This window comes from Methylobacterium sp. 001424705 (genome assembly GCF_059816145.1).
Map to the genome: position 1 here is coordinate 161,521 of NZ_JCBANU010000003.1, position 25,786 is coordinate 187,306.

At 70.2% G+C, this 25,786-nt stretch carries 27 protein-coding genes and 1 tRNA gene; 18 read left to right on the forward strand and 10 right to left on the reverse strand.

The annotated features are described in order from the left end of the window. Positions 1–22 precede the first annotated feature (22 nt). The 3 genes from uraD (at position 23) to AC6EUL_RS04315 (ending at position 1,553) form a co-directional block, all read left to right on the forward strand. Positions 23–904, forward strand: coding sequence for a 2-oxo-4-hydroxy-4-carboxy-5-ureidoimidazoline decarboxylase (uraD, locus tag AC6EUL_RS04305; RefSeq protein ID WP_499869040.1), 882 nt, complete (start codon positions 23–25; stop codon positions 902–904). A gap of 152 nt (positions 905–1,056) precedes the next feature. Next, entirely contained in the window at positions 1,057–1,254 is a 198-nt protein-coding gene (locus tag AC6EUL_RS04310; RefSeq protein ID WP_056216702.1) for a hypothetical protein, read from the forward strand. A 38-nt stretch (positions 1,255–1,292) separates the two neighbouring features. Beyond that, on the forward strand, positions 1,293–1,553 hold the full coding sequence (locus AC6EUL_RS04315) for a hypothetical protein (protein ID WP_056216704.1): 261 nt from the start codon (positions 1,293–1,295) through the stop codon (positions 1,551–1,553). 3 nt (positions 1,554–1,556) lie between these two features. Here the strand turns inward: AC6EUL_RS04315 and xdhC are convergent, their stop codons facing one another. From xdhC to AC6EUL_RS04360, 9 genes are all read right to left on the reverse strand, one after another. Continuing rightward, positions 1,557–2,375, reverse strand: coding sequence for a xanthine dehydrogenase accessory protein XdhC (xdhC, locus tag AC6EUL_RS04320; RefSeq protein ID WP_499869042.1), 819 nt, complete (start codon positions 2,373–2,375; stop codon positions 1,557–1,559). Beyond that, the gene (xdhB, locus tag AC6EUL_RS04325) at positions 2,372–4,729 is read right to left on the reverse strand and encodes a xanthine dehydrogenase molybdopterin binding subunit (RefSeq protein ID WP_499869044.1); all 2,358 of its coding nucleotides are present in this window, start codon (positions 4,727–4,729) and stop codon (positions 2,372–2,374) included. Before xdhB ends, xdhC begins: the two co-directional genes overlap by 4 nt. Continuing rightward, on the reverse strand, positions 4,722–6,233 hold the full coding sequence (gene xdhA / locus AC6EUL_RS04330) for a xanthine dehydrogenase small subunit (RefSeq protein WP_499869046.1): 1,512 nt from the start codon (positions 6,231–6,233) through the stop codon (positions 4,722–4,724). Before xdhA ends, xdhB begins: the two co-directional genes overlap by 8 nt. Positions 6,234–6,294: 61 nt before the next feature. Continuing rightward, the gene (locus AC6EUL_RS04335; protein ID WP_056216708.1) at positions 6,295–7,371 is read right to left on the reverse strand and encodes a BMP family ABC transporter substrate-binding protein; all 1,077 of its coding nucleotides are present in this window, start codon (positions 7,369–7,371) and stop codon (positions 6,295–6,297) included. Positions 7,372–7,399: 28 nt separating this feature from the next. Beyond that, positions 7,400–8,326, reverse strand: a complete 927-nt coding sequence (locus AC6EUL_RS04340) for an ABC transporter permease (RefSeq protein ID WP_082501129.1) — start codon at positions 8,324–8,326, stop codon at positions 7,400–7,402. An 11-nt stretch (positions 8,327–8,337) separates the two neighbouring features. Continuing rightward, positions 8,338–9,414 carry an ABC transporter permease gene (locus tag AC6EUL_RS04345; RefSeq protein ID WP_499869048.1) on the reverse strand — a complete coding sequence of 359 codons (1,077 nt, stop codon included), beginning with the start codon at positions 9,412–9,414 and terminating at the stop codon, positions 8,338–8,340. After that, positions 9,404–10,999: an ABC transporter ATP-binding protein gene (locus AC6EUL_RS04350; RefSeq protein WP_499869050.1), complete on the reverse strand. Its 1,596-nt coding sequence runs from the start codon at positions 10,997–10,999 to the stop codon at positions 9,404–9,406. The genes AC6EUL_RS04345 and AC6EUL_RS04350 overlap by 11 nt, the downstream gene beginning before the upstream one ends. Before the next feature lies 1 nt (position 11,000). Then, positions 11,001–12,362 (reverse strand): 8-oxoguanine deaminase, encoded by a 1,362-nt coding sequence (locus tag AC6EUL_RS04355; protein ID WP_056270249.1) that lies wholly within the window; start codon positions 12,360–12,362, stop codon positions 11,001–11,003. 155 nt (positions 12,363–12,517) lie between these two features. Continuing rightward, positions 12,518–13,516, reverse strand: coding sequence for a hypothetical protein (locus tag AC6EUL_RS04360; RefSeq protein ID WP_156389557.1), 999 nt, complete (start codon positions 13,514–13,516; stop codon positions 12,518–12,520). A 615-nt stretch (positions 13,517–14,131) separates the two neighbouring features. Between AC6EUL_RS04360 and AC6EUL_RS04365 the strand changes: the two genes are divergently transcribed. From AC6EUL_RS04365 to hpxZ, 4 genes are all read left to right on the forward strand, one after another. Then, positions 14,132–14,806, forward strand: coding sequence for a cysteine hydrolase family protein (locus AC6EUL_RS04365; protein WP_056348901.1), 675 nt, complete (start codon positions 14,132–14,134; stop codon positions 14,804–14,806). A gap of 246 nt (positions 14,807–15,052) precedes the next feature. Further along, positions 15,053–15,253: a DUF4089 domain-containing protein gene (locus tag AC6EUL_RS04370; RefSeq protein ID WP_056379165.1), complete on the forward strand. Its 201-nt coding sequence runs from the start codon at positions 15,053–15,055 to the stop codon at positions 15,251–15,253. Continuing rightward, positions 15,250–16,662, forward strand: a complete 1,413-nt coding sequence (locus AC6EUL_RS04375) for an AtzE family amidohydrolase (RefSeq protein WP_499869052.1) — start codon at positions 15,250–15,252, stop codon at positions 16,660–16,662. Before AC6EUL_RS04370 ends, AC6EUL_RS04375 begins: the two co-directional genes overlap by 4 nt. An 11-nt stretch (positions 16,663–16,673) precedes the next feature. Beyond that, positions 16,674–17,054, forward strand: a complete 381-nt coding sequence (hpxZ, locus tag AC6EUL_RS04380) for an oxalurate catabolism protein HpxZ (RefSeq protein WP_499869054.1) — start codon at positions 16,674–16,676, stop codon at positions 17,052–17,054. Positions 17,055–17,075: 21 nt separating this feature from the next. Here the strand turns inward: hpxZ and AC6EUL_RS04385 are convergent, their stop codons facing one another. Then, a complete protein-coding gene (locus AC6EUL_RS04385) occupies positions 17,076–17,654 on the reverse strand; it encodes a hypothetical protein (RefSeq protein ID WP_499869056.1) in 579 nt (192 codons plus the stop codon). A gap of 220 nt (positions 17,655–17,874) precedes the next feature. Here AC6EUL_RS04385 and rfbC point away from each other — a divergent pair, with 220 nt between their 5' ends. The 11 genes from rfbC (at position 17,875) to AC6EUL_RS04440 (ending at position 25,481) form a co-directional block, all read left to right on the forward strand. Beyond that, positions 17,875–18,429, forward strand: coding sequence for a dTDP-4-dehydrorhamnose 3,5-epimerase (gene rfbC / locus AC6EUL_RS04390; protein ID WP_499869058.1), 555 nt, complete (start codon positions 17,875–17,877; stop codon positions 18,427–18,429). A gap of 53 nt (positions 18,430–18,482) precedes the next feature. After that, complete coding sequence (gene rfbB, locus AC6EUL_RS04395; protein ID WP_499869060.1) at positions 18,483–19,556, forward strand: dTDP-glucose 4,6-dehydratase; 1,074 nt, start codon at positions 18,483–18,485, stop codon at positions 19,554–19,556. Positions 19,557–19,577: 21 nt separating this feature from the next. Beyond that, on the forward strand, positions 19,578–20,486 hold the full coding sequence (rfbD, locus tag AC6EUL_RS04400) for a dTDP-4-dehydrorhamnose reductase (protein ID WP_499869101.1): 909 nt from the start codon (positions 19,578–19,580) through the stop codon (positions 20,484–20,486). Further along, entirely contained in the window at positions 20,483–21,373 is an 891-nt protein-coding gene (rfbA, locus tag AC6EUL_RS04405) for a glucose-1-phosphate thymidylyltransferase RfbA (RefSeq protein WP_499869062.1), read from the forward strand. The genes rfbD and rfbA overlap by 4 nt, the downstream gene beginning before the upstream one ends. Positions 21,374–21,440: 67 nt before the next feature. Further along, positions 21,441–21,758: a hypothetical protein gene (locus AC6EUL_RS04410; RefSeq protein ID WP_056216461.1), complete on the forward strand. Its 318-nt coding sequence runs from the start codon at positions 21,441–21,443 to the stop codon at positions 21,756–21,758. Positions 21,759–21,922: 164 nt separating this feature from the next. Then, positions 21,923–21,996, forward strand: a tRNA-Gln gene (locus tag AC6EUL_RS04415). Between the two features lie 115 nt (positions 21,997–22,111). Beyond that, positions 22,112–22,447 (forward strand): DUF6538 domain-containing protein, encoded by a 336-nt coding sequence (locus AC6EUL_RS04420; protein WP_499869064.1) that lies wholly within the window; start codon positions 22,112–22,114, stop codon positions 22,445–22,447. Positions 22,448–22,522: 75 nt separating this feature from the next. Continuing rightward, the gene (locus AC6EUL_RS04425; protein ID WP_499869065.1) at positions 22,523–22,957 is read left to right on the forward strand and encodes a hypothetical protein; all 435 of its coding nucleotides are present in this window, start codon (positions 22,523–22,525) and stop codon (positions 22,955–22,957) included. A gap of 408 nt (positions 22,958–23,365) precedes the next feature. Then, positions 23,366–23,599, forward strand: a complete 234-nt coding sequence (locus AC6EUL_RS04430) for a hypothetical protein (RefSeq protein ID WP_108039823.1) — start codon at positions 23,366–23,368, stop codon at positions 23,597–23,599. A gap of 140 nt (positions 23,600–23,739) precedes the next feature. Continuing rightward, complete coding sequence (locus AC6EUL_RS04435; RefSeq protein ID WP_499869067.1) at positions 23,740–24,558, forward strand: cytochrome b/b6 domain-containing protein; 819 nt, start codon at positions 23,740–23,742, stop codon at positions 24,556–24,558. After that, the gene (locus tag AC6EUL_RS04440) at positions 24,555–25,481 is read left to right on the forward strand and encodes a molybdopterin-dependent oxidoreductase (RefSeq protein WP_499869069.1); all 927 of its coding nucleotides are present in this window, start codon (positions 24,555–24,557) and stop codon (positions 25,479–25,481) included. The genes AC6EUL_RS04435 and AC6EUL_RS04440 overlap by 4 nt, the downstream gene beginning before the upstream one ends. Positions 25,482–25,786: the final 305 nt, after the last annotated feature.

Here is a 25,786-nt window from a genome sequence, read left to right on the forward strand (position 1 = left end):
ACCTGCGCGGGATGGATCCTCGATGCCGACCCTCGACGCCCTGAACCAGGCTTCGCACGGCGATTTCGTTGCCGCCCTCGGGGCCGTGTTCGAGCACGCGCCCTGGGTCACCGAGGCCGCCGCCGCGAAGCGGCCGTTCCCCACCGTCCAGGCCCTGCTCGCCGCCCTGCAGGAGGCAGTCGACGCCGCGCCCGAGGCGGCCCGCCACGCCCTTCTCACCAACCATCCCGAGCTGGCCGGGCGTGCGGCCCACGCCGGCACGATCGCCCCCGACTCCATCGCCGAGCAGGCGGCCGCCGGCCTCGATCGGCTCTCGGAGGCGGAAGACGCGCGGTTCGCGGCGCTGAATGCGGCCTATGGCCGGACCTTCGGGTTTCCCTTCATCCTCTGCGTCAAGCGCCACGGTCGCGCCTCGTTGCTGCGCACCTTTCAGGCACGCCTCGCCGCCGACCCGGAGAGCGAGCGCCGGACCGCCCTCGCAGAGATGTTCCGCATCGCCGCCCTTCGCCTCGGCACCCTGGTGAGCGGGCCGGGTGCGCCGCGCGTCACGGGCCGGATCTCCACCCACGTCCTCGACACCGTGGCGGGCCGGCCGGCGCCGGGGATCCCGGTGGAGCTCCACGAATGGGTGTCGGAGACCGAGACCGTGCTGGTCGCCCGGACGGTGACGAATGCCGACGGGCGCACCGATGCGCCGCTGATCGGCGGACGCCCCGTTCCGGTGGCCGCCTACGAGCTGCGTTTCCGCATCGGCGATCACTTCCGCGCCACCTGTCCGGGCCTGCCCGAACCGCCCTTCCTCGACATCGTCACGCTGCGCTTCGGGGTCGCCGATCCGGAAGGGCATTACCACGTGCCCCTGGTGGCGAGCCCGTGGAGCTACCAGACCTATCGCGGCAGCTGAGCGGTCCGAGACTGCGGCATCGGCACGATGTGACAAAGCCTTGTGATTTCAGTCCGCTCCGGCATGTCCTTTGCGTGCAACTTGATCGCCCCCGGTTACGTGGGGCACAGGGAGGATGGGATTTGACGCATCGGCTTTCGGTTCGGACCCTGATGGCGCGCGGTCTTGCCGCGGCGCTGCTCCTGACGGGTCCCCTGATGTTTGCCCCGGCCGCCCGGGCCCAGGGCACCCTGATCGCGCCGGGGGGCCAGCCCCGGGTCACCGCCCCAGGGGGCCTGCGCGGCCGCTCCGCCTTCCGACACCGGCACAAGGCCCGCCACCAGCCGGCGCTCACCCGCCGCCACCGTTGAAACCGCCTCGACCATCCGCTTCCAGGAAACCAGACCGCATGATCCGTGTGCTCAGCCTTCTCAGCCTCTCCCTCGGCCTTGCCGGACCGGTCCTGGCCCAGGGCGCCGGCGCGCCCGCCGGCATGGAGGCTGCCACCGCCCCGGGGGGAACCGAGGGGCGGGCCGGCCCCCGCAACGAGGCGGAGGCGATCCGCAGCGGCGACGCGATCCCGGTTCCGCCCCGGGCCGGCGGCATTCCGATCGAGGAGCGGCCGGTGCACGGGACCGAGGCGCCTTCGACGCCGCCCGGACGTCCCTGAGGCTCAGGACGCGAAGGCGGCGAGGAGTTCGGCCGCCGCCAGGGCGGCGATGACCGCGGGGCGCTTGTCGCGCACCCGCGTCCCGCCGATCGGGCAGACGAGGCGAGCCAGCGCGGCCTCGTCCAGGCCCATCGCCCGAAAGGCGCCGAGGAAGGTTGCCCGCTTCGTGGCGGACCCGATCAGGCCGAGATACGCGAAGGTGTTCGCCTCCAGCAGGCTGGCGCAGATCAGGCTGTCGAGGGCGTGGCTGTGGGTGACCACCACGTGGGCGGCTCCGGGCAGTGCGGCTTCCGCCGCGGCGCTGGCCGAGCCGACGATCCGCGCGACGCGCGCGCCCGACACCCGTGCGACCTCCTCGGGCCGGTCATCGATGATCCGCGTACGGAGGGGCAGCGGATCGAGCGCCAGGGCCAGGGCGCGCCCGACATGGCCCGCGCCGTAGATTATCACCAGGGGCGCCCGTGCGGCGGATTCGGCCTCCGAAGCCCGGAGGGCGGCGAGCGTACCGGCATCGGCCCGGTGGATCACCAGGGTCACGTGCCCGCCGCAGCACTGGCCGGTCTCGGGTCCCAGGGGCCTGCGCAGGATCGCCTCGGCCTCGCCCGCCGCCAGAAGCGCCCGGGCGCGGGCGATGCCCGCCCATTCATAGGTGCCGCCCCCGATGGTGCCGGCGACCCGTTCGGGCATCACCAGCATGGCGGTGCCCGCCGCGCGCGGCGTCGAGCCCCGCGCCTCCGACAGGGCGACGAGGGCCGCCGGCTCGCCCGCCGCGAGGGCGGTCGCCAGAGCTTCCGCCAGCGCCTCCGACGAATCGGCGCTCACGGCTGCGCAGATTGCGCGTCTGCCAGCGCCCGCATCCGGTCGACGGCGTCGAGGACGCGCTCCGGGGTCGCCGGGGCATCGAGGCGGGGGCAGTACCGGTGGCCGGCGACGCTCGCCACCGCATCCGAGAGGGCGTGCAGGCCGGCGATGCCGAGCATCAGCGGAGGCTCGCCCACCGCTTTCGAACGGTAGATCGTCGCCTCTCGGTTCTGGTTCTCGTAGAGCGCCACGTTGAAGATGCGCGGGCGGTCGCCGCAGGCCGGGATCTTGTAGGTGGAGGGGGCGTGGGTGCGCAAAGCGCCCTTGCCGTCCCACCACAGCTCCTCGGTGGTGAGCCAGCCGAGCCCCTGGATGAAGCCGCCCTCGATCTGGCCCCGATCCACCGCCGGGTTCAGGGAACGGCCGCAATCGTGCAGGATGTCGGCCCGCTCGATCCGGTACTCGCCGGTCAGGGTGTCCACCGCCGCCTGCACGCAGGCCGCGCCGTAGGCGAAGTAGTAGAACGGGTGGCCCCGGCCCGCCTCCCTGTCCCAATGGATGGTCGGCGTCTTGTAGAAGCCCGTGGCCGAGAGCTGGATGCGGGCGAGGTAGGCCTTGTGGATCAGCGTGGCCCAGGCGATCTCCTGGTTGCCGACCCGGACCCGATTCGGCAGGAACAGCACCGTCTCGGGCGCGACGCTCCAGGCCTCGGCTGCGAAGGCCACGAGGCGGCCCTTCAGGGTCTGGGCGGCGGAGCGGGCCGCCATGCCGTTGAGGTCGGCCCCCGACGAGGCGGCCGTGGCCGAGGTGTTGGGCACCTTGCCCGTCGTGGTCGCGGTGATGCGGACCCGGTCGGCATCGATCTGGAATTCCTCCGCCACCACCTGCGCGACCTTGACGTAGAGCCCCTGGCCCATCTCGGTGCCGCCGTGATTCAAGCCGACCGAGCCGTCGTTGTAGATGTGCACCAGGGCGCCGGCCTGGTTGTAGGCGGTGGAGGTGAAGGAGATGCCGAACTTCACCGGCGTCAGGGCGAGGCCGCGCTTGATCACCGGGCTGGTTTCGTTCGCCGCATGCAAAGCCGCGCGGCGGGCGGCGTAACCGCAGTCCGCTTCCAGCTTGGCCACCAGATCCCGGATGCAATTGTCGGCAATGGTCTGGTGGTACGGCGTGACGTTGTCGCTCTCGGTGCCGTAGAAGTTGCGCTTGCGCACCTCCAGCGGGTCGAGGCCGCAGGCATAGGCCACCTCCTCGATCACCCGCTCGGCCGCCACCATGCCCTGGGGCCCGCCGAAGCCCCGGAAGGCGGTGTTGGACTGGGTGTTGGTGCGGTAGGGCCGCGAGGTCAGGTGCACCGCCGGGTAGTGGTAGCAATTGTCGGCGTGGAACAGGGCGCGGTCGGTGACCGGCCCCGACAGGTCGGCGGCCCAGCCGCAGCGGGCGGCGAGCTGCATGTCGACGGCGAGAATCTTCCCGTCCGCGTCGTGCCCGACGAGGTAGTCGACCTCGAAATCGTGGCGCTTGCCGGTGATGACCATGTCGTCGTCGCGGTCGGGCCGGATCTTGGCGGCGCGGCCGGTCGTTTTGGCCACCAGGGCCGCCACGCAGGCGAACAGGTTCGACTGGCTCTCCTTGCCGCCGAAGCCGCCGCCCATCCGACGGACCTCGGCGGTCACGGCCGAATTCACCGTGCCCAGCACCTTGGCGACGAGGGCCTGGGCCTCGGAAGGGTGCTGAGTCGAGGTGTGGACCGTGACCTCGTCGTCCTCACCCGGGATCGCCAGGGCGATCTGGCCCTCGAGGTAGAAGTGTTCCTGGCCGCCGATCGCCATCCGGCCGCGGACGATACCCGGGGCCTCGGCGAGCCCCGCGTCGGAGTCGCCGCGCTTCAGGGTCATGGGCGGCCAGACAAGTTTTCCGTCCGCCCGCGCTTGCCGGTAGGTGAGGACGGGGTCGAGATCCTCGTAGGCGATCACGGCCAGGCGGGCGGCGCGGCGGGCCGCATCGCGGGTCAAGGCCGCCACGGCGAAGATCGGCTGGCCGACATACGACACCGTGTCCTCGGCCAGCATCGGCTCGTCGTCCCGGTGCGAGGAGGAGATCTCGTTGACGCCCGGCACGTCGGCGCCGGTGAACACCGCGACCACGCCCTCGGCGCCCCGCACGGGCGCCAGATCCACCGAGACGAGGCGGGCATGAGCGCGTTCGCTCAGCCCCAGGCAGACGTGGAGCAGGCCGGCCGGCTCGGCCATGTCGTCGATGTAGAGGGCCGAGCCACTGACGTGTCGGGCGGCGCTGTCGTGGATGCGCGGCGTGTGGGCGCCGCCCGCGATCCGGTCGTCCACCTTCGGGGCCGGAGGCGTGCGATCAAGCATGGGCCAGCGCTCCGACGGTGGCGAGGCGGGTTTCCGGGGCCTCCGGCGCGGCCTCGTGGATCAGCCGCTCGATGAGGTTGCCGGCGACCTTGAGGCGGTAGGCGGCCGAGGCCCGCATGTCCGAGAGGGGCGTGAAATCCCGGGCCACCGCCGCCTTGAAGGCGGGGATGACGGCCGGGTCGAGGGACTGGCCCATGAGCGCGGCCTCGGCCTGGACGGCCCGCTTCGGGGTGCCCGCCATGCCGCCGTAGGCGATGCGGGCCTGCCGGGTCGTGCCAGCGTCGACGGTCAGCCGGAAGGCGCCGAGGACGGTGGAGATGTCCTCGTCGAAGCGCTTCGAGATCTTGTAGGCGCGAAAGACCGTCTCCGGGCCGAGCTTCGGCACCCGCACCCCGGCGACGAACTCGCCCGGACGCAGGTCCTGCCGGCCATAGGCGACGAAGAAGTCTTCGAGGGGAATCTCGCGCTCGCTGCCACGGCCGATGAGATGGAGGCTCGCCCCGAGGGCGATCAGGGCCGGCGCCGCGTCGCCGATGGGCGAGCCGTTGGCGATGTTACCGCCGAGGGTGCCGGCATTGCGGGTCTGGGCGGCACCGTGGCGGCGGAAGAGCTCCCCGAGATCTGGGTGCAGGCCGGCGAGGTGCGTGCCGGCCTCGGAGAGGCTCACGCCGGCTCCGAGATACAGGTGATCGGGGCCCTCGCCCACGACGCGCAGGCTTCGCACCCGCCCGAGCCAGATCACCGGGTCGAGGACGCGCAGGCCCTTGGTCACCCAGAGGGCGACGTCGGTGGCCCCGGCCACGATCGTCGCCTGAGGGTGCTCGGCCATGAGATCGACGAGCGCCGGAAGGGTGGCGGGGGCGAAGAAGCGGCCCTTCGGCCCGGAGACCGCCACGGTCTCGTCGTCGCGCAGGGCCAGCAGCCGGGCGAGGGTGGCGTCGTGGGCGGCATCGAAGGTATCCGCTTCCGGCGCGGCCAACGCACGCTCGGCCGCGCGCACGATGGAAGCGTAGCCGGTGCAGCGGCAGAGGTTGCCCGCGAGCGCGTCGTCGATGGGGCTCGCCGAGGTTCGGAGCGGGCCGGTCTCGGCGAGCAGGTCCTTGGTAGGAGAATCCTTGGTCATCGCGAACAGCGACATGACGAAGCCCGGCGTGCAGAAGCCGCATTGCGAGCCGTGCTCCTCCACCATCAGGCGCTGGACCGGATGGAGCGTGCCGTCGGCCCCACGCAGGTGCTCCACGGTGAGGAGCTGGCAGCCGTCGAGCATCCCCAGGAAGGTGATGCAGGCATCCACCGCGCGGTAGCGCAGGCGCTCGGCGCCGGACGGCCCCTCGGGGCGGACCACCACCACGGTGCAGGCTCCGCAATCCCCCTCGTTGCAGCCCTCCTTGGTCCCGATCAGCCGCTCGGGACCGCGCAGCCAGTCGAGCACCGTCAGAGTCGGGTCGCAGGCCTCGATCGTGCGCGCGTCGGGCCCGAGGAGGAAGCGGATGGCGTGTCTCATGCGACCTCTTCGTCGAACACCGGTCCCTCTCCCCGCGGTGGGAGAGGGCTCTCAAGCCCCCCTATCGCGGCAGCGTGTCGCTGATGCCCTTCACGTACCAGTTCATGCCGAGGATCATCGGATCGGGAGCGTTCTCGCCGGCCTTCACCGCCTCGCTGCCGTCCTGCTTGAAGACGGGGCCGTGGAAGGGCAGGAGCGTGCCGTCCGCGATCGCCTTCTTGGTGGCCTCGGCCTGGGCCTTCACGTCGTCGGGCATGTTGGCGAAGGGCGCCAGCACGACCATGCCGTCCTTGATGCCGCCCCAGGTGTCGTGGCTCTTCCAGGTGCCGTCGAGGACGGCCTTGGCCTCGCCGACGACGTAGCCGTCCCAGTCGTCGACGATGGAGGTGAGCTGGGCCTTGGGGGCGAAGCGCATCTGGTCCGAGGATTGTCCGAAGGCGAGCTTGCCCTGCTTCTCCGCCTCCTGCAACGGCGCGGCGGAATCGGTGTGCTGCGACAGGATGTCGACGCCCTGGGCCAGCAGCGCCTTGGCGGCCTCCGCCTCCTTGCCCGGGTCGAACCAGGTGTTCACCCAGACGATCTTGATCTTGATGTCGGGGTTCACCGACTGGGCGCCGAGCATGAAGGCGTTGATGCCGCTCACCACCTCGGGGATCGGGAACGAGGCGATGTAGCCCAACGTGCCCGTCTTCGAGAGGCGCCCGGCGATCACGCCGCAGACGTAGCGGCCCTCGTAGAAGCGGGCCGAGTAGGTCGAGACGTTGGGCGCCCGCTTGTAGCCGGTGGCGTGCTCGAACTTCACCTTCGGGAATTTCTTGGCGACCTTGAGGGTCGGCTCCATGAAGCCGAACGAGGTGGTGAAGATCAGGCCGTAGCCGGAGCGCGCGAAGCTCTCGATGGAGCGCTCGCTGTCGGCCTCCGGCACGTTCTCGAGGAAGCTGGTCTCGACCTTGTCGCCCAGCGCCGCGGCGAGCGCCTTGCGGCTCTGGTCGTGCTGGTACGAGTAGCCGTAATCGGCCACCGGGCCGACATAGACGAAGCCGACCTTCAGCTTCTCGCCGGGCTTCTTCTCCTGCGCCTGCGCGCCCCCGAGTCCGAGGGCGAGAACGGCCACCAGGGCCCCCTGCACGATCCGCATCGTTCAAAGATCCTTCGAGAGTGCGCGCCTACCGGTGCGGGGTGAAGACCCGGCCGAGGGCCGCCGGGGCGAGGGAGCCGCCCCCGCGCCTGCCGAGGGAGAGCAAGACCAGGGCCAGGATGGTGGCAAGGTAGGGCAGCGCGGAGAGCGCCTGCCCTGGCAGGCCGAGGCCGGCCGCCTGGGCGTTGAGCTGAAGCACCGTGGCGCCGCCGAACAGCAGGGCGCCGGCCAGCACCCGGAACGGGCGCCACGAGGCGAAGACCACGAGGGCCAGGGCGATCCAGCCGCGCCCGGCCGTCATCGCGGGCGCCCAGAACGGGGTGTAGGACAGCGACAGGTAGGCCCCGGCCAGACCCGCGCAGGCGCCGCCGAACAGCACCGCGCGGAAGCGCACCCTGCGCACCTGCAGGCCCAGCGCGTGGGTGGCAGTGTGGTCGTCGCCGATGGCCCGCAGGATCAGGCCGGCGCGGGTGCGCCACAGGAACCACGACACCCCGGCCGCCAGCGCGAAGGCGAGATAGACGAAGCCGTCCTGCCCGAAGAGCAGGCGGCCGAGGCCGGGCAGGTCAGTGAGGCCGGGCAGGGCGAGATGCGGCGCCGGATCGCGCTTGAGGCCGACATAGGAGGCCCCGACGAGGCCCGAGAGCCCGAGACCCAGGATCGTCATGGCGAGTCCGGAGGCGACCTGGTTGGCGCTCAGCACCACCGTGAGGAGGCCGAACAGGGCCGAGAGGGCGAGGCCCGCCCCAGCGCCGGCCACTGCGCCGACGAAGGTCGAGCCGGTCTCCACCGCCACCGCGAAACCGGCGGCGGCGCCCAGCACCATCATGCCCTCGACGCCGAGGTTGAGCACGCCCGCGCGCTCGGCCACGAGTTCGCCGAGCGCCGCGATCATCAGCGGGGTGGCGGCGGCCACGATGGTGACGAGCACCATCTGGACGATGTCGAGGGTCAGGCCATGAACGGTCACGCGGTCGCTCCCGGCACGAAGCGGACCCTGTAGCGCGACAGCGCGTCGGCCCCGAGCACCAGGGCGAGCAGCAGGCCCTGGAAGGCCCGGGTCAGGTCGAGGGGGAGTTTCAGGTCGATCTGCGCGCCCTCGCCCCCGATGGTGGTCAGGGCGATGACCAGGGCCGCCACCAGGATCCCCATCGGCGAGAGCCGTCCCAGGAAGGCCACGATGATGGCGGTGAAGCCGTAGCCCGGCGAGATCGAGGGCTGGAGCTGGCCGATCCGGCCCGCCACCTCGCTGATGCCGGCCAGCCCCGCGGCGGCGCCGGAGACGGCGAAGACCGCGAGCGTCAGGCGTGCGTCGCCGAAGCCGGCGAAGCGGGCCGCGCGCGGGCTCGCCCCCACCACCCGCACGGCGAAGCCGAACAGGGTGCGGCCGAGCACCAGGGTGGCGAGGACCACGACCGCCAGCGCGAGGGCGACGCCGGCATGCAGGGTGCCGCCCTCCATCAGGTAGGGCAGGCGGGCAGCGTCGTCGAAGGTGACGCTCTGGGGGAAGTTGAAGCCCGCTGGATCGCGCAAGGGGCCGCGCGCCATGTAGTCGAGCAGCAGTTCGGCCACGTAGACCAGCATCAGGCTGGTGAGGATCTCGGAGACGCCGAGGCGCACCTTGAGGAGGGCGGGGATCAGCCCGTAGACCATGCCGGCCCCCGTGCCGACGAGAAGCATCAGGGGCAGCACCCAGAGGGGGTCGCCGGGGATCCCGTGCGCGGCGACGCCGATCCAGCCGCCGAACAGGCCGCCGACGACGAACTGCCCTTCGGCCCCGATATTCCAGATGTTGGCGCGGTAGCAGAAGGCGAGGCCGGTGGCGATGAGGGCGAGCGGCGCGGCCTTGATGGCCACCTCCTGCAGCGACCAGACCTCGCTCAGGGGCGCCACGAAGTAGGTGACGAAGGCGGCGGCCGGCGAGCGGCCCAGGGCGGCCACGACGAGCCCGCCGATCACCAGCGCGGCCAGGAAGGCCAGGATGGGCGAGAGCGCGTCCATCAGGGCCGACCGGCCGATGCGCGGCGTCAGGTCAATGCGCATGGGCCGCCTCCCGGGCGTGGTCCGGCGCGCCCGTCACCGGATCCTCGGCCGGCGCCGCCCCGCCCATGCGCAGCCCCAGGGCCTCGCGGGTGGTCTCGGCGGCCGGCGCCGCCGGCGACAGGGTGCCGTGATGCAGCACGGCGATGCGGCCGGTGATCGCGAACAGTTCGTCGAGGTCCTGGCTGATCACCAGCACGGCGGCGCCGCGGGCCGCGAGGTCGAGCAGCGCCTGCCGGATATGGGCGGCCGCCAGGGCGTCGACGCCCCAGGTCGGCTGGTTGACCACGAGGATGCCGGGCTCGGCCAGGATCTCGCGTCCCATCAGGTATTTCTGCAGGTTGCCGCCCGACAGGGTGCCGGCGGCGGGATCGGGGCCCGCCTTGCGCACGTCGAAGGCCGCGACCACGTCCCGGGCCAGGGCCTTGGCGGCCGCGCGGCGCAGGACGCCGAAGCGGCTCAGGCGCGCCGTGGCGTGGCGCGACAGAATCGCGTTGTCGGACAGGCTCAGGGTCGGCACGGCGCCATGGCCGTTGCGCTCCTCGGGCACGAAGCCGGCGCCGCCCCGCCGCCGGGCGGTGATGCCGAGGCGCCCGGATTCGACGCCGTCGAACCGCACCATGCCGGGTTCCGGCGCCAGGGTCTCGCCCGAGAGGGCGTCGAACAGCTCCGCCTGCCCGTTGCCGGCGATCCCGGCGAGGCCGACGATCTCGCCGCCGCGCACGCTCAGCGAGATGCCATCGAGGGCGGTGCCGTGCAGGCCGGGGGCGGGGAGGGTGAGCCCGGACAGGACCAGGCGCTCCGGCCCGGTCGCCACGCCGGCGGGCGCCGTCACCGCGCCTACCTGTGCCCCCACCATCAGGGCGGCGAGAGAGCGGGCGGTCTCGGCGCGGGGATCGCAGGCCCCCACCACCCGGCCGCCGCGCAGGATGGTGGCGCGCGAGCACAGCCGGCGCACCTCGTCGAGGCGGTGCGAGATGTAGAGCAGCGCCCGGCCCTCGTCGCGCAGGCGCTCCAGAACGGTGAACAACAATTCGGCCTCGCCTGGGGTGAGCACCGAGGTCGGCTCGTCGAGGATCACGAGCTTGGGATCCTGCAGCAGGCAGCGGATGATCTCGATGCGCTGGCGCTCGCCGGCCGAGAGCGACCAGACTGGCCGGTCGGGGTCGAGGTGCAGGCCGTAGGTCGTCCCGACCGCCGCGATCCGGGCCTTCAGGGCTCGGCCGCCCAGGCCCTTGGGCATCACCAGGGCGATGTTCTCGGCGACCGTCAGGTTCTCGCAGAGCGAAAAATGCTGGAACACCATGCCGATGCCGAGGGCGCGGGCGGCCTCCGGATGGGCGAGGCGCACGACATCGCCCCGATGGGTGACGACCCCTTCGGTGGGCTCCAGGAGCCCGTAGAGGATCTTCATCAGGGTCGACTTGCCGGCGCCGTTCTCGCCCAGCAGGGCGTGGATCTCGCCGGCCCGAATCTCGAGATCGACCCCGTCATTGGCCGTGAAGGCGCCGAAGCGCTTGACGATGCCGTACGCGCCGAAGAGAGGCGTCGGCCCCTCCGTGCGGGCAGGGGGGACGACGGGGGCCACGCTAGAGCGTCCCGAACAGCGCGTGGGCGAGGCGGGTATGGGCCTCGCGCAGCTGGCCGGTCTCCATCCCGAGGGGCTGGCCGTCGATCACCCGCCACGACCCCGCCACCATCACTCTGTCGGCCCGGTGGGCGCCGCAGAGCACCAGGGCGGCCAGCGGATCGTGCGCGCCGGAGAAGCGCAGTTCGTCGAGGGTGAACAGGGCTAGGTCCGCCTCGCAGCCCTCCGCGATCCGGCCGATGTCGCTCCGCCCGAGACAGGCCGCGGACCCCTCCGTCGCCCAGCGCAGGGCGTCGAGATGGGTCACGGCCTCGGCGCCGTAGGTCAGACGGTTGATCATCAGGGCGTGACGGACGCCCTCCATCAGGTTCGAGCTGTCGTTCGAGGCCGACCCGTCGACGCCGAGGCCGACGGGGCTGCCGGCGGCCTCCAGCTCACAGGTCCGGCACTGGCCGGAGGCCAGCGTCATGTTCGAGGTCGGGCAGTGGCAGACGCCGACGCCGGCCGCGCCGAGGCGCTTCACCTCGGCGTCGTTGAAGTGGATGCCGTGGGCGAGCCAGGTGCGCGGGCCCATCCAGCCGACCTCCTCGAGGTAATCGACCGGGCGCTGGCCGAACATTTCGACGCAGTAGCGGTCCTCGTCGAGCGTCTCGCCGAGATGGGTGTGCAGGCGGCAATCGTGGCGCTCGGCCAGCGCCGCGCTCTCGCGCATCAGCCGCTTCGTCACGTTGAAGGGCGAGCAGGGGGCCAGCCCGATCTGCACCATCGCGCCGGGCTTGGGGTCGTGGAACAGGCGCAGCACCCGTTCGCTGTCGGCCAGGATGGTGTCGTCGTCCTGGGTCAGGCATTCGGGCGGCAGGCCGCCGTCGCGCTCGGACAGGCTCATCGAGCCGCGGGTGACGAAGGCGCGGATCCCGACAGGCCCGGCCTCCTCCACCTGAATGTCGACGGAGGATTCCAGCCCCTTCGGGAAGAGGTAATGGTGATCGCCGGCCGTGGTGCAGCCGGAGAGCAGCAGCTCGGTATAGGCGAGACGCGTCGCCAGCCGGAACGCCTCGGGGGTGATCCTGTCCCAGACCGTGTAGAGCGCCTTCAGCCAGGGAAAGAGCGGCTTGTTGATCGCCGCCGGATGGGCGCGGGTGAGCGTCTGGAAGAAGTGGTGATGGGTGTTGACGAGGCCCGGGACGACCACGTGGCGGCCGGCGTCGAAGATCTCGTCGACGGGCGCGGCGGGCATACCTCCCGCGGGCACCCGCTCGACGATGCGGGAGCCCGCGACGACGAGGCCCCCGGCGGAATCCGGCGCCAGGATCGCCAGCGGGTTGCGGATCCAGAGACGTCGCGTCGCGGGGGTCTCGACCATGCTGATCCGGTGTTCCCTCGATGTGGACCGGCCATCACCATGGCCCGTCCGGAAATCCGGAGGCCGGATGGAAATCCGGCCTCGTCATGCAGACCATCGCTTGCGTGGATGGTCGTTCCGGGCAAGGGGCCCGTCGTGAGAACAGGTGCCAGCCCTCAGAAGACGTGGAAGGAGACGCCGGCCAGGAAGCTCTTCTCTTCGGTCCCCTTGAAGTTAGCGCGCTCGATGTTGCCGAACTTGTTGAGCCAGTACTGGAAGCCGATGAAGACGTCGACCCGGTTCGGCTGGTCGTAGATCAGCTTGCCGACATCGAGGACGAGGTTGGTCCGCGACAGGAATTCGAGACCCGTCTTCGGGTTGGTGGCGAAGGCGGACGGATCGTTCACACCGCGCCCCTTGGGCAGGACGATGTTGTTGAAGCCCGCGATGCTGAGCGGCAGACCCGTGAAGGCGAGCGGGAAGCTGTAGACGATCTCGAATTCCGGGACCGTGTTGAAACTGGTATCCCGGTTCGGAGCGACGTTGAAGCCGTTGCGATTCCACTCCTTGTAGGCATGGACCGAGGCGCTGAGGAACCCGGCCGGGACGTCGAATGCAAAGTTCAGACCGCCGACCACGTCGCGCTTCTTGGAACCGAAGGCATCGTTCTGCGCATTGGCATCGAAGCCGTAGGCGAGCGACACGTCCTTGATGATGCCGGGCACCACGAAGGCCTTCGTCCCGGTCAGGGCGTTCAGGCTCAGGGTTCCGCGGTAGAGGCCGTAGGCCTCGGTGTTCCCGTAATCGTAGAAGGTCGGCACGCCGAAGCCGTCGGTGGTGCCCGCCGAAAATTGCGACCCCGACTTGAGGATGTCGAGGGTGAAGAAATTGGTGCCGTAGGCCCAGGCATCGGCGTGCGAGATGTTGAGGATGTGCTTCGGCGCGTCCTGGTTGCGGAAGCTGCCGTCGGCGCGCTGGATCTGGGAGCCGGGCCTGGCGGCCGGGAACTGGTAGCGGTAGCTGATCTGCGTGTCGGAGAACAGGAAGAACCCGGAGGGCACCTCCACGGGTGCGACCGGCGCCTTCTCCTTGGCGAGGTCCGCGGCCAGGGCCGGCATCAGGGTGGCGAGGCTCAGAGCGGCGGCCACCAGCGGTCGTGTGAATGTCGCGATCATCGATAAAGTCCCCCCGGGATTAAGCACCCGTTGGGGCAATTGACCGCAACCGATGTGCCACCCGCTCGGCCTTCCCACACAACCAGACGGGGTGATGCATAGGCGCAACATTGCCTCGGTTCGCCCTGCGGGAACGACCCTTCGCGGGCTCGAACATCGGCAGGCGCGCGACGGGGAATCGCCACAGGACGAATACGAGTTAGACCATATGGTCTAATTTCTAGTCAGGGTTGCATCATGGTTGAGCATCGAGACGTCCTTCGCCTGCGGCGTCCACGCCCCGGACCGCCGATTCCGCGCCTTCGTGGCCGAGTGGTCTTGGCGGCCATACGCCGCCTGGTCTCTCGCGTCCGACGGGACGCGACCGCTTGGGAAACGCGACGTGGGTGCGTCCCGTCCGGAAATCGGTCCTGCCTCCCGGCGGGCAAGCCTCGTTGCGCCTGATGCGCCGAGGCGCGGGCCGGCCCAACCTGCATGGGAAGGATGCAGCGCCGCGCATCATTTGGGCGTGTCTCCGGCGGACCCTGCATCCATGATTACCGAAGATTCGGGATCGGGGCGGAACGCGACGCCGTCCCTCCCGGGTCGCGCGCCCTCCGGCCCGGTGCCCCGAGCATGCTTCCCGTCATCGCGGCCGACCCCGCCCCTCTGACCTTCGATCCGGCGACCACCGCACTGGTCATCATCGACATGCAGCGCGACTTCCTGGAGCCGGGCGGCTTCGGCGAGACCCTCGGCAACGACGTCACCCTGCTGCAGACGGCGGTGCCCCCGATCCGGGCGGTGCTGGCGGCGGCGCGGAGTGCCGGCCTTCTCATCGTGCACACGCGGGAGGGCCACAAGCCCGACCTCTCCGATGCGCCGCCGGCCAAGCTGGAGCGAGGGACGCCCACCGCGCGCATCGGCGCGCCGGGTCCGATGGGGCGCATCCTGATCCGCGGCGAACCGGGCCACGCCATCGTTCCCGAACTGGCGCCGATCCGGGGCGAGGTGGTCATCGACAAGCCCGGGAAGGGCGCCTTCTACGCCACCGATCTCGGCGCGGTCCTCTCCGCCCGCCGCATCGCGACCCTGCTGGTCTGCGGGGTGACCACCGAGGTCTGCGTGCACACGACGATCCGCGAGGCCAACGACCGCGGCTACCGCTGCGTGGCGATCGGGGATGGCTGCGCCTCCTACCGCCCCGAGTTCCACCGGGTCGGCCTCGCGATGATCGCCGCCCAGGGCGGCATCTTCGGCTGGGTCTCCTCCTCGGCGGCGGTGGTCGAAGCCCTCGGCGGCGCACGCTAAGGGCGGGTGCCGCGGCCTGCGCTGTTCGGCCCCCATCGTTTCCGGCTTTCCGCACAGGCCCGCGGTGACGCCCGGCCTGGCGCTTGCTTACACCCGGGTGGCCGGGCAGCTCGTTGGGGCCGCGCGGGCGGCGGCCATAGCGCCGCGAATCCCGCCCTCGACCCACGCCGCCCTGCCGGCAGAAGAACTCCCCGCCACGCCGCCGGCGTTCCGGTCGCGCGGAGGGACATCACTGGGAGAAAGCCCATGTCGGAGCGCAACGACCCGTCCACCGGCGGCCTCGACGCCTACATCGAAGCGGCAGCTGGGCTGCTCGCGATTCCCCTCGATCCGGCCTGGATCGGCGCCATCGGCAGCAATCTCGCCGTCCTGCGCGCGGCCGCCGCGCATGTGGCCGAGTTTTCCCTGCCCGACGAGGCGGAAGCCGCCCCGGTCTACGAAGCATGAGCGGTCCGGACACGATGCACGATCCGAGCACGATGACGGCTGAGGCGCTGGCGACGGCGTTTCGGGAAGGGACCACCAGCGCCTGCGCGAACGTCGCCGCGACCCTGGCGCGCATCGCGCGGGTCGACGGCGTGGTGAACGCCTTCACGGACATTCTCGCCGCGCGTGCCCAGGCCCGCGCCGAGGCCCTGGATGCGGCCCGGGGCCGGGGCGAGCCCCTGGGGCCGCTGGCTGGCGTTCCCTTTGCGGTCAAGAATCTGTTCGACATCGCCGGTCTGCCGACCCGGGCCGGCGCGAAGATCAACCGCGATCGGGCCCCGGCGGAGCGCGATGCCGCCCTGGTGCGCCGCATGGAGGCGGCGGGCGCGATCCTCGTCGGCGGCCTCAACATGGGCGAGTACGCCTACGATTTCACCGGCGAGAACGTCCATGACGGACCGACCCGGAACCCGCACGATCTCCGCCACATGTCCGGCGGCTCGTCCGGAGGCTCGGGAGGGGCCGTCGGGGCCGGGTTGGTGCCGATCGCCCTCGGCTCCGACACCAACGGCTCGATCCGCGTCCCCTCCACCTTCTGCGGCTGCTTCGGCCTCAAACCCACCTACGGCCGCCTGACCCGGGCGGGCAGCTTTCCCTTCGTGGGCAGCCTCGACCATGTCGGGCCCATGGCGCGCAGCGTCACGGACCTCGCCCTGAGCTACGACGCCATGCAGGGGCCGGACCCGAACGACCCGGTGGCCACGACGCGCCCCGCAGAGCCGGCCCTGCCTCACCTCACCGACGGGCTCGGGAACCTGCGCGTCGCGGTGGCGGGCGGCTACTTCGCGGGCGGTGGCGACGCCGAGGCGTTCTCGGCGGTGGCCGCCATCGCCCGGGCCCTCGGCGTCACGCGCAGCGTCGCGATTCCGGAGGCGGCCCGCGCCCGGGCGGCGGCCTACCTCATCACGGCAGCCGAAGGAGCCGCGCTCCATCTCGACCGCCTCCGGACCCGGGGGGAGGATTTTGATCCGGCCGTACGCGACCGGCTGATCGCCGGGGCGATGATCCCGGCCCCGCTGATCGAGCGTGCGCAGCGCTTCCGCCGCTGGTACCGGTCCGCCGTCCTTGATCTGTTCCGCGAGGTCGACGTGATCCTGGCCCCCGCCACGCCTTGCCGCGCGCCCCGTTCGGGCCAGGCCACCTTCGTCCTCGACGGGGTGACCCTGCCGGTGCGGGCCAATATCGGGGTGTTCACCCAGCCGATATCCTTCATCGGCCTGCCGGTGGTGGCGGTGCCCGTGCGCCTGGACGACGGCCTGCCCCTCGGCGTTCAGGTCATCGCCGCCCCCTGGCGCGAGGACCACGCCCTGCGCGTGGCGCACCAGTTGGAGCGGGACGGCGTCGTCCGCGCCCCCGTGGCGAACCTGTGAGCGAGACCGCGATGATCATCGACGATCCGGCTGTGAAGGCCGAGGTGGAGGCCGCCTTCGCGGCCTACGAGGCAGCCCTGGTGGGCAACGACGTGCCGACGCTGGAGGCCCTGTTCCACGATGATCCGCGCACGATCCGCTACGGCGGGGCCGAGAACCTCTACGGGATGGAGGCAATCCGCGCCTTCCGTCGGGCGCGGTCGCCCGAGGGCCTGGCCCGCGACCTGAGCGAAACGGTGATAACCACCTACGGATCCGATACCGGAATCGCCATGACGCTGTTCACCCGGTCGAGCACCCCGGGGCGCATCGGACGCCAGAGCCAGACATGGATCCGCTTCCCCGACGGCTGGAGGGTCGTTGCGGCCCATGTGAGCATCATCACGGGCTGATCTCCTTACCCTCGCGGCGGATCAGGCGCCGTCGAGTGCCTTGGACAGGCGGCGCACGCGGCCTCCGCGCTTCTCATAGGCGAAGAGGGAGGCCAGGGTCTGCCCATCGGGGACGGACGCGTCGGTCGAGGCGGCCTCGCCCTCCGCCTCTTCGGGCATCTGGGGCTGGGTCTCGGCCGGCGGTACTGCCGGGCGGGATGGAGGCAGGCGCAGGCTGGCGCGCTGCACCACCTCCCGGTCCCGCTCGATCTGCGCGGCCGTCTCGGCATCGGTCCGGACCAGAGCGTGGACCCCGTCCCGGAATCGAAGCTCGACGGACCAGGCCGGCCGCGCGTTGCCCCCGAGGACGTCGAGGCCGGCATGCATGAAGGAGGCGGCGAGGCCGAGCGGATTCGGCAGGGGACCGGTGGCCGTCAGGGCCTGCCGCAATCCCCGGGCGATACCGGTGCGCCGTGGCACCGCCTGCTCCGGCGGCGCGAGCGTCAAGGCCTCCAAGTCCTCGACTCCGCGCAGGCTTCCATCGGGCAGCCCGAAGACGCCGAATTCGTAAGATCCCGGCCCAGCGCCGAACGTTCCGGATATGATCTGAATGGCGATCATCGATACTTTCCGCCCGGATCATCCCCCGCGCTGAGGAGGAGGTCCGTCAACATCAAACGCCGTCTCCTGTCGCGAAGTCCTGTGTCGGAAACAGGGCCGCGGACTCGGGACGGCTCCGACGCATCGCGGCCCCTTTGAAAATCCCCCTCCGATCCTTGACAGCCTGGGATTCAGGCTCGTCAAGGACGGGACAGCTTCGTGATCTTGAGGTCTTCCGGGCATGCAGGTGATTGTGACGGACATTCCGGCGGTCCGGCGGGTGGTGCCGACGCGCTTCGGCGACGCGCGGGGCTGGTTCTCGGAGACCTACCGGGCGGACATCCTGGCGCGCGCCGGCATCGCGGATGTCTTCATCCAGGACAACCAGTCCTTCTCCGCCCCGCGCGGCACCGTGCGCGGGCTGCACTTCCAGCGCGCGCCCATGGCCCAGGCCAAGCTCATCCGGGTGCTCGCGGGTGCCATCCTGGATGTGGCCGTCGACCTGCGGCGCGCCTCGCCCACCTATGGCCGGCACGTGGCCGTGCGGCTCGATGCCGAGGGCGGCGAGCAGCTCTACATCCCGGTCGGCTTCGGGCACGGCTTCTGCACCCTGGAGCCCGACACCATGGTGGCCTACAAGGTGGCCGGCGGGGTCTACAGCCCCGAGCACGACGGCGGCCTGCTCTGGAACGATCCGGCGCTCGGCATCGCCTGGCCGGTGAGCGAGGCCGAGGCTCAGCTCTCGGCCAAGGACCGGGTCGCCCCGCGCTTGGCCGATCTTCCGCCGCTGTTCTGAGGCTTCTCCACCGGGCTCGGCCCGATCCGATTTCTCGAGAGATCTTTCATCCCATGCGCATCTTGGTGACGGGCGGTTGCGGCTTCATCGGATCGGCTCTGGTGCTGCACCTGGTGCAGGAGCTCGGACACGCGGTGGCGACGCTCGACGCGCTGACCTACGCGGCCAACCCGATCTCGCTCCAGCCGCTGGCGGGCGACCCCAGGCACCGCCTCGTCGAGGCCGACATCTGCGACCCGAAAGCCGTGCACGCCCTCTACGCCGACTTCCGGCCCGAGGCGGTGATGCACCTGGCCGCCGAGAGCCATGTCGACCGCTCGATCACCGATCCGGGTGCCTTCATCCGCACCAACGTGGTCGGCACCCAGGTCATGCTGGACGGGGCCCGCAGCCACTGGGACGGGCTCGCCGGCGCCGAGAAGGCGGCCTTCCGCTTCCTGCACGTCTCCACCGACGAGGTCTACGGCTCGCTGCCGCCCGACGGCTTCTTCACGGAAGCGAGCCGCTACGACCCGCGCTCGCCCTACTCGGCCTCGAAGGCCGCTTCCGACCACCTGGCCCGCGCCTGGCACGAGACCTATGGCCTGCCCGTGCTGGTGACGAACTGCTCGAACAACTACGGCCCGCGCCACTTCCCCGAGAAGCTCATCCCGCTGATGATCCTCAACGCGCTGGAGGGCAAGCCGCTGCCCGTCTACGGCGACGGCCTGAACGAGCGCGACTGGATCCACGTGGAGGACCATGCCCGCGGCCTCGTGGCGGTGCTGGAGCGGGGGCGGGTCGGCGAGACCTACCTGCTGGGCGGGCGCGCGGTGCGCAACAACCTCGGCGTCGTCAAGGCGCTCTGCGCCGCCTTCGACCGCCTGCGCCCGGACCACGCCCCCCACGACCGGCTGATCACCTCCGTCGCGGACCGGCCCGGCCACGACCGGCGCTACGCCATCGACCCGTCCAAGGCCGAGGCCGAACTCGGCTGGCATCCGACCCAGGACTTCGAGCGGGCCCTGGAGGAGACCGTGCGCTGGTACCTCGCCAACGAGGCTTGGTGGCGCCCGATCCGCGAGGGCCGCTACACCGGCGAGCGCCTCGGCCTCGGCCCGGGCGCCGCCCCCGCCCCGAGCGCCTGAGGCCGCCTGATGCCCGAGTCCCTGGACATCCTCATCCTCGGTGGTGCCGGCCAGGTCGGCACCGAGCTGCAGAACCCGGCGCTCTGGGAGGCGGGCACCCGCCTGCACGCCCCGACCCGCACGGCGCTCGACGTCACGGACGCCGCCGCGATCGACGCCGCCCTGAGCGCGCGCCCCTACGCGGCGGTGGTCAACGCGGCCGCCTACACCGCCGTGGACCGGGCCGAGAGCGAGATCGCCGCGGCCTGGGCCCTGAACGCGGTGGCGCCGGCGCTCCTGGCCGCCGCCACCGCCCGGGCCGGCATCCCCCTCGTCCACGTCTCCACCGACTACGTCTTCGACGGTCGCACAGAGGCCCCCTGCACCCCCGACACGCCGGTCGACCCGCGGAGCGTCTACGGCGCCAGCAAGGCGGCCGGCGAGATCGCGGTGCGCAGCGCCAACCCCCGCCACGCCATCCTCCGCACCGCCTGGGTGGTGAGCCCGCACCGGGGCAACTTCGTCAAGACGATGCTGCGCCTGTCGAACGAGCGCGAACGCCTCAGCGTGGTCGACGACCAGCACGGCAACCCGACCAGCGCGGGCGACCTCGCCGCGGGCCTGGCGGCGATCGCCCAGGCGCTGGCGCGCGATCCCACCGCCCCCACCGGCACGCACCACTTCGTCAATGCGGGCGCCACCACCTGGTGCGGCTTTGCCCGCGCCATCGTGGCAGGCGCGGCCCGGCGCGGCGGCCGTTCCGTGCCGGTGGACGCCATTCCCACCAGCGCCTTCCCGACCCCGGCGCGGCGCCCGGCCCATTCGGTGCTGTCGACCGCGAGCCTGACGGCCGCCTACGGCCTGAGGCCGCGCCCCTGGGCCGAGGCCCTCGACGACATCCTCGACCGGCTGGTCGGCCCTGAACGGACAACGACGGAGACACAGGCATGAAGGGGATCGTTCTGGCCGGCGGCACGGGCACGCGCCTGCACCCGGCCACGCTGTCGATCAACAAGCAGCTGCTGCCGGTCTACGACAAGCCGATGATCTACTACCCGGTCTCGGTGCTGATGCTGGCGGGCATCCGCGAGATCCTGATCATCTCCAGCCCCGAGCACCTGGACAACTACCAGCGCCTGTTCGGCACCGGCGAGCAGTTCGGGCTGTCCTTCAGCTACGCGATCCAGCCCCGGCCGGAGGGCCTGGCCCAGGCCTTCCTGATCGGGCGCGAGTTCGTGGGCGCGGACAGCGTGGCCCTGGTGCTCGGCGACAACCTGTTCTTCGGCTCGGGCATGAGTGAGATGCTGCGCAAGGCCCGGGCGCGCGAGAGCGGCGCCACGGTGTTCGCCTACCACGTCGACGATCCCTCGGCCTACGGCGTGGTGACCCTCGGTCCGGACGGGCGGCCCCTGCGCCTCGTCGAGAAGCCGGTGGAGCCCGAGAGCCCCTGGGCGGTGACGGGGCTGTACTTCTACGACAACCAAGTCCTCGACATCGCCGCGGCGGTGACGCCCTCGGCCCGGGGCGAGCTCGAGATCACCAGCGTCAACGAGGCCTATCTCGAGCGCGGGCAGCTGCACGTGGAGCGCATGAGCCGGGGCTATGCCTGGCTCGACACGGGCACCCACGACAGCCTGCTGGAGGCGGCCGAGTTCGTGCGCACGCTCCAGCACCGCCAGGGCCTGCAGGTGGCCTGCCTGGAAGAGATCGCCTACCTGCAGGGCTTCATCGGCAAGGAGCAACTCATCGCCCGCGGCAAGCTCTTCGCCAAGACCGCCTACGGCCAGAACCTCCTCAAACTCGCACAGGAAGACCAGACCGGCCGCCTCGTACGATGAGGCCCGCACGGGGCCGAAGCGGGCAGGGGCCTCCCCGAAGCGGGGACGGTCGGGTATAGGAGCGAGAATGGACAACATCATTCGCCCCACCTTCGGCGCCCCACGCCGCACGGAACCAGCCGATCCCCGTCGCGTCCAGGTCCTGACCCAGCGCGTGTACGGCGAGGCCCATGGCTGCCGGGTCTGCCTCGTCCACGACGAAGGCGCACCGGAGGGCGATGTCTACAAGGTGGTGGTGGGGTTCCTGACGGACGACGAAGTCAGCACCGTGGCGATCCTCCCGGCTACTCCGGAGGGGGACACCGATTGCGAGATCGTCGCCCTGGCGATCCTGCGCACCCTCGGCATGATCGAGGCCCGCCTGGAACCGCCGGGCAGCGCCTGAGGCAGCGCGAATCGCCTCACGGGCGGGCGTTCAGATGTGGGCTTGCATCGGTCCGGAAAGCCATGCTATCGCCCCTGCACCGGCACGGACCGGGTCTCAACCGCTAGCCCTCAGCAGCGCTTGAAACGAACAACCGGATCCTGCCTCGTGCCACGCGAGGATGTTGGGGGATAGTTTAACGGTAGAACAGTGGACTCTGACTCCTCTAGTCCAGGTTCGAATCCTGGTCCCCCAGCCACTGTCAGAACTAAGTCACTCTCAACACTCAGCTTTCCGTCTCGCTGCCCTGCGGGTTGAGCCGGTTGCTACAATCCGCTGCTACAAAGTCCGCCTCCAGGCGGCAGGCAAGCGGCGTGGGTACCTCCATCACGAACGTCGTCCGGCGCGCTCGGACGTTGCACTTCCGGCGGACCGTTCCGCCAGAGCTGCGCGGTTTGATCAAACGACGTGAACTCACGCGCAGCCTCGGCACGGTCGATCATCGGACTGCCAAGCTCCACGCCGCCACGCTATACGTCGCCTCGGAGCGCCTCTTCGGCGCCGTGCGTGCGACACCCATGCTCACTGATGCTCAACTCGCCCGCCTCGTGCAGGACTTCTACGCGACCGTGCTGAAGCGTGAGAACGCCATCCGGCTGCGAACACCACCGCACGACGATACCGTCTCGGAGACCCGCGGCGCCTATTAAGGCGAGGTCGCTGCCAAGACCCGCAGGGCGCTCGCCGGCAATCGCCTGGACGAGGCGCGTGTCGTCACCGAGGCGATGCTCAAGAAGCAGGGTATCGTTTGCGCAGACCTTGCACCGGATGACTGGCAGCGTGCCCGCCAAGCCGTCATACGCGCCGGCATCGACCTCGCCGAGGCCATGCAAGCCCGCTACGCCGGTGACTTCAACCACGAACCCAAAGACAAGCTACTCCACGAGACGCTGACACCGTCTCGCGCTGAACAAGCTTCCCCGCCGTCGATCACATCGGCGCCGCCGGTTCCGATGAGCCAAGCAACGATCCCGAAGCCGCACCGGGCGACAGCTGCCCTCCTGTCGACTATAGCCAAGCGCCTCGAGCGCGCCAAAGCGACTTGGACCCGATCCGCGCTCTCCATACAGGCCAGCAGCCGTGATGATGGCTGCATCAACAGGTCGGACACACGGCAGCCCCTGATCCTGCGCGCACAAATCTCTCCAACACCCCCTTGAATCCGATGGGGCGTCCACACACGGTCGTTCGTCGATCCGTGAGGTGAGCAGCATCGCCACATCTGCAGGTCCTGCCCCCGAGCGGGCGAGGGGCCGCCTCCGGTGCAAGAGCGAGACCCGATACGGCGAGCATTGATATTGTCAGGTCGAAGTCGCCCGCGTGCATAAGGTCGAGATCCGACTCGGCGGTCTCCCGACGGGGGCCTGAAACTTTTCGCCGGCCCGTTCCGTAACGATGCGCGAGGATAGGATCGTGCCCAGGCCAAAAGCCTTGATGTGAGCGCGGGCTGTCTCTTGCTAAAAATTGCAGTATATAAAAGTAATTCTTTGTTTTTCGAGGAACAGCGACACAATCATACTGTTGCCCTGTGGGTTGGATATGATGTTCACCTCTACAGGAGATTCCACATGAAGAAGTTCACGCTTGCGCTGACCGCCTTGACCGCCCTCGGCGGCATCGCCCTCGCCGCCGGTTCGGCCACGGCCGCCCCGATGTCCGTCAACGGCCTTCAGTCCGAGAGCGGCGTCACCCAGGTCCGCATGGACCGCAGTGAGCGGATGATGATGAAGAAGCGCATGATGCGGAAGCAGATGATGAAGCGCCGCATGATGAAGAAGCGCATGATGAACCGCGGCATGTGATTTCAAGCCGTTGACGCTTCCGGAGGTCCCGACGCAGGGGCCTCCACCCTGACGGCGACGACTTCGAGGAAGACCATTTGGCGCGCACTGACCCGATCCGCTCTGCGCCCGAGATCTGTGAGGTCGAGCGTCGCCGATGGATGTTCAGGCATCCCGTAGCCATCCGCATCACGCATTGGGTCAATGCGGTGTGCCTCCTGGTCCTGCTCATGAGCGGCTTGCAGATCTTCAACGCTCACCCGGCCCTGTACTGGGGCAACGTCTCGACCTTCGACACACCGCTGATGGCAATGGCGTCGACGGAGGACGATCCGCCCAAAGGGGTGACGACGGTCTTCGGACAAGGCTTCGAAACGACGGGCTGGCTCGGCTCATCGACAGGCTCCAACGGCGAGTCGGCCGACCGTGGATTTCCCGCCTGGGCGACCTTGCCGAGCGACCAGGATCTGACGGGCGGCCGAAGCTGGCATTTCTTCTTCGCCTGGGCCTTCGTGCTGAACGGCCTCGCCTATCTGCTCTACGGGCTGGTCAGCGGACAGCTTCGATTCCGCCTGATCCCGTCGCGCGATCAGGTTCGGCACTTCGGCGCGTCGGTGTGGGAGCACCTGACATTGCGCTTCCCGCAAGGGAACGAGGCCAAGCGCTACAACGTCATTCAGAAGCTCACCTATCTCGTCGTTCTGTTCGTGCTCCTGCCGGTGCAGGTCTTGGCCGGCCTCGCGATGTCGCCGGCGATGAACGCGGCCTTCCCGTTCCTGCTGACGGTGTTCGACGGGCGCCAATCGGCCCGCACGGTGCACTTCGTCGTGGCGGCACTGCTGGTCCTGTTCGTCGTCGTGCACGTCGCCCTGGTCCTGCTCTCGGGCTTCTGGAACAACATGCGCGGCATGCTCACCGGTTGGTTCGTCATCGAGCACCAAATCGAGCCGACCGGCGCCCCGGAGGAGCGTCGGGCATGAGCCCTTTTCCCAGCCGACGCACCCTCCTGACGGGGGCGTCCGCGACGGCCGCTGCGGCCATGATCGGCGGATGCGACCGCCTCGGCAACGCGGCGTGGTTCCAGCGCATGCTCAAGACCGGCGAGGATGCCAACCTGTTCGTCCAACGCCTGCTCCTCAACGACCAGGCGCTGGCACCGGAATATGCCGAGGCCGACATCTCCCCGTGGTTCAAGCCGAACGGCACCGAGGATCCGCCGGACAGGGCGTACAAGGCCCTGGCGACGGGCAAGTTCGCTAAGTACCACCTGGAGGTCGGCGGTCTCGTGGAGGCACCCTTCCGGCTGTCCCTGGCGGACCTCCGCACGCTTCCCGCCCGCACTCAGATCACGCGGCACGATTGCGTCGAGGGCTGGAGCGCCATTGGCAAGTGGACCGGGGTGCCGCTCGCTGACCTCCTGATCCGGGCCAAGCTCAAGCCGGAGGCACGCTACGTGGTGTTCCACTGCGCCGACACCATGGACCAGGGCAATCCGCTCGAAGGTGGGGGCGACGACGCGGAGACGGACGAGGCGGCGCCCGCGGGCAACGCCAACCCGGCCATGACCAAGCAGTCGGGCGGCCGCGAGAGCAGAAAGGATTCCGGCGGCCAGCAGGCGTCGGACGAGTCTGCGGCCAGCGCCGGATCGCCGGTCCGGTACTACGAGAGCATCGAACTCGTGGACGCGTTCCACCCGCAGACGATCCTCGCCTACAACATGAACGGGCAGGCGCTACCGGTGTCCAACGGCGCACCGCTGCGCCTGCGGGTCGAACGCAATCTCGGCTACAAACAGGCCAAGTACGTGATGCGTATCGAGGTGGTCGAGAGCTTCGCCCATTTTGGCGAGGGCAAGGGCGGCTACTGGGAAGACCAGGGCTACGCTTGGTATGCCGGCATCTAAGCCGTCCGCGTGCTGTCGGCTTCGGGAGGTGAACGCGATCAACGTCTGACGGGCGCCATCGGAAGGTCAAAGCTTGCCGAATGAGAATGGCTGTTCGCTTCATTCTCTGTCCAGGAGCGGACGGGCAGAACTCCAGCCGAAGCGGTCATGGAACGGACAAATGGGTCCCGTCCCAACCTCGCCGGACAATCCGGTCCGGACCGTCCTCGCGAGCGAAGGTTCGGTGTTTGAGCGCTACGAAACCTGCTCAGGCAACCGGTGGAAGGGCTGCTCACCACCGTCTCAGTCAAGCTCAATTCGGAAGC